Source organism: Pseudoalteromonas sp. TAE56, from assembly GCF_000497955.1.
Lineage (GTDB): Bacteria > Pseudomonadota > Gammaproteobacteria > Enterobacterales > Alteromonadaceae > Pseudoalteromonas.
In genome coordinates this window covers 1-3749 of the sequence record NZ_AUTN01000020.1, presented here as the reverse complement: position 1 = coordinate 3749, position 3749 = coordinate 1, and the positions used below count along the sequence as shown (strand labels likewise).

General features: G+C 39.1%; 4 protein-coding genes. All 4 read left to right on the top strand.

Translation table 11 applies throughout. The features are described from left to right. Positions 1-588: 588 nt before the first annotated feature. On the top strand, positions 589-1071 hold the full coding sequence (gene rfaH, locus L656_RS0100755; RefSeq protein WP_024597808.1) for a transcription/translation regulatory transformer protein RfaH: 483 nt from the start codon (positions 589-591) through the stop codon (positions 1069-1071). An 877-nt stretch (positions 1072-1948) separates the two neighbouring features. Then, positions 1949-3064 carry a polysaccharide export protein gene (locus tag L656_RS0100745; protein ID WP_024597807.1) on the top strand — a complete coding sequence of 372 codons (1116 nt, stop codon included), beginning with the start codon at positions 1949-1951 and terminating at the stop codon, positions 3062-3064. Positions 3065-3076: 12 nt separating this feature from the next. Next, positions 3077-3511, top strand: a complete 435-nt coding sequence (locus L656_RS0100740) for a low molecular weight protein-tyrosine-phosphatase (protein ID WP_024597806.1) — start codon at positions 3077-3079, stop codon at positions 3509-3511. Positions 3512-3526: 15 nt separating this feature from the next. Further along, positions 3527-3749, top strand: a 223-nt coding sequence (locus tag L656_RS01000000121775; RefSeq protein WP_139016058.1) for a Wzz/FepE/Etk N-terminal domain-containing protein, incomplete at its 3' end; no start/stop codon positions are given.

The following is a 3749-nucleotide window of genomic DNA, read 5'->3' as shown; positions in this document are numbered from 1 at the left end:
CGAGGTATAAAACCTCACCTACAAATATGTGCCAACAGGTAGGCGCGAATTTACTTCGCGCTCATGTTTTAACACCTAAAAAAACGAGGTATAAAACCTCACCTACAAATATGCACCAACCTGTAGGTGCGAATTTATTTCGCGCTCGTGTTTTAACTCCTAACAACAAGTGAGTATAAAACCTCACCTACAACATGCGCCAACCTGTAAGTGATAATTTATTTCGCGCTCGTATTTTAACTCCAAAAAAAGTGAGGTATAAACCTCACCTACAAATATGCACCAACTTGTAGCTGCGAATTTACTTCGCGCTCTTATTTATATATTTATTAAAAAAATACTAATTAAAGTTTTTAATAAATTTTCGCGGCTAAACTTTTGTTTAGCCCAATCTAAACATGGCTTTATAGGTACTAAACTAGCGTCAAGGCCTTTACTCCCTTTAAACTCAATAACAATATTTGTTAAAGTGAGTGGCTATTAACCGCTAAGGCTTATTTACATAGGTACTCTATGTTGGCTATAATGCCGCCGTTGTTTAGTTTGGAATTGTATTTTTTGCAATTTAGTTATGTATTAAGGGCTACTATGGAATGTTGGTATTTAGTCGTATGCAAACCTAAGCAAGAAGAGCGAGCTAAAACTAACTTGCAAAATCAAGGGATTGAAGCGTTTTACCCCCAATTAACTACCGAAAGGTTGGTTAAAGGTCGTCGGACCGTCAAACACACCGCTTTATTCCCTAATTATTTATTTGTATGCCTTGAATCAAAAAATGGTAACTTTTCTGCTGTAAAAAACACCCGTGGAATAGGTGGTTTTGTTTCTTATGGGGCAAGTTATCAGTTGGTTTCTAAGCACATAATTGACCATTTAAAAAATGAACGTGCACACACTACTGAATCACAAATACCAAAAACAGGTGATGTAGTAAGTGTTAACAACGATTCATTCAGTAATATACAAGCAATATACAAAGAGCCCGATGGCGACTTGCGCAGTATTTTACTAATTAACTTACTTAATCAAAAAATTGAAGTAAGTGTAGATAATAAAGATATTAAGCAATAATAACTAAAAACGTAGCAGCGACTTTATGCCGCGAAAAAATAGTGTTATATCAGTAACTAGGAACTGTAACCTAAGGGCGGAAGCGTGCTCAAAGCCCTTAAAACACCGTGGTTAAATTAACTTGTAGACGCGCAGCTTGCTGGCGTGACGAGCAAAGCTCGTAATAGAACTTCTTCACAAAAGGGTTAAGAGCACACTGAGCTTTAGAGAAGTAAACTCATAAAGTACTTATTTAAATGGCTTCTCATTTACTCCTCATTCGCTTCTCTTTGTGCAATCATATTTTAAGTGATTTATTCACAAAGAGGTTAAGAGGGCGCTGCGCTTTAGAGAAGTAAACAGCCATAAAGTACTTATTTAAATGTCTTCTCATTTACTCCTCATTCGCTTCTCTTTGTGCAAAACTCAATGAGTTTATTCAAAAATAAGCTAAGAGTGCTATTCGTGTGAAAGCCCAGCGGCAAAGTTTAACACCGTGGTTAAGTTCACTTGTAGACGCGCAGCTTGCTGGCGTGACGAGCAAAGCTCGTAATAAGGTCTATTCACAAAGAGGTTAAGAGCACACTGCACTTTAAAGAAGTAAACAGCCATAAAGCACTTGTTTAAATGACTTATAATTCACTTCTCTTTGTGCAATTGGTGATGAATGCGTTAAGTGCTTTACTAAAAACGGCTATCAGTTAAATTTATTCATAAAGACCTTATGAAAATACTGATATAATTTCAGTGCTAATTAAAAACTTAGTAACAAAGCTTTTACAAAGCAAAGGCTATTGCTTCACAATAGTGCACATGCTTTAATTAGTCGGCTAAAATACAAGTGCTCACCAAGGTTGGTGAGTAAGTGCAATATTTAAAATAATTTTGGGATTCTACAATGGCGTTAAGCTGTAAATCACTCGCATCAATACTCGCAATACTAAGCATGACCGGCTGTACAATAGTACCAGGCAGCCACTTTGAAGGTATAGACTCAGGCGAGCAAACACAAAACCTCGAACAAGATCTCGAAAAAGTAAACATTCAAATAATCGACTCGCTACTAATAAATAAACAAAATCAAGCGCGTATAGCAGCTAAACCAATTTCAAGCACCGATGGTTTAAACGTAAGCAACTACGAATACAAACTAGGTGTTGGCGACGTACTAACCATAGGTGTATGGGATCACCCAGAGCTAACAATACCGGCAGCAGTACAACGTACCGCAGAGTTTGACGGCTTTAGAGTACAACGAGACGGCACCATTACTTACGCCTATGCACCAAATATACCCGCAGCAGGTAAAACAATAAGCCAAGTACGCAACGAGCTTGTAAAACGCCTAAGCCGAGTAATAGAAGACCCTCAAGTAGACGTAAAAGTAGTTGGCTTTAGAAGCCAAAAAACCTACGTTACCGGCGAAGTAAAACAACCAGGTGTATACCCAGTAACCGAAATTCCACTTACCCTTATTGATGCGCTAAACCAAGCAGGCGGCTTAACTGATGCAGCCGATTGGCGCACAGTAACATTTACCCGTGGCAACAAAACAGAAGTTATTAAACTTGATGACTTTTATGCCCATGGTGACATTTCGCAAAATCGTTTATTGCAACATGGCGACATAGTGCACGTAAACCGTAACGATACACAAAAAATATTTGTATTAGGTGATGTTAAAAAAGCAGGTTCAGTAACGCTTAACCGTTATGGTTTAAACTTGGCCGAAGCGCTAAGCGACTCAGGCGGTTTAAATGAAGCAACAGCCGATGCTAATGGCGTATTTGTACTGCGTAAAAGTGACCTAGAGCAAACCGGTGTTATTGCAAACGTATACCAATTACACGCTAAAAATATAGCGGCAATGGTATTAGCTGAACAGTTTGAACTACAACCGCGCGATATTGTATATGTAACATCGGCACCGCTTGCCCGTTGGAACCGTGTAATAAGTTTATTATTACCGTCGGTAGCATCGGTTGATAGCCTAGACGATATTTCATCAAACTAAGGGTTTTTAAAAATGTTTGATTCAGTTTTAGTAGTGTGTGCAGGTAACATTTGCCGCAGCCCAACAGGTGAGTATGTTTTAAAGCAAAAGCTTGAAGGCAAAAATATTAAAGTATCGTCTGCTGGGTTAACAGCACTTGAAGGCAAACCAGCCGATTCAAAAGCAAAACAAATAGCGCTTGCACATGGCGTAAATATGGATGATCACCAAGGCCAGCAGCTTACATCAAGCTTAGTTGCGCAAAACAGCGTAATACTCGTAATGGAAGAACGCCATTTAAACGACGTACATGCTCGTTACCCAGAGGCGCGCGGCAAAACGTTTTTACTCGGTAAATGGATTAATAACGCCGAAATACCAGACCCTTACCGCCAAAGCCAAGAGGCTTTTGAGCACGTTTACACATTAATCGACAGCGCGTGTAGCGCTTGGCAAAAGTATTTATAAGGAATGGCTAATTTAATGAATACCCAGCCGAATAACAGCGCTAGTAGCGCTAATAATAAAAGCACTAATAACACACAACCAACGCAAGAAATTGATTTAATGGCGCTATTAGGCGCATTGCTCGATCGCAAATATTTTATAGTAGCCGTAACCGCGCTGTTTATGTTCGTAGGTGTTGTTTATGCAGTATTAAGTACCCCTGTTTACCAAGCAACAGCCATGATACAAGTTGAAGACG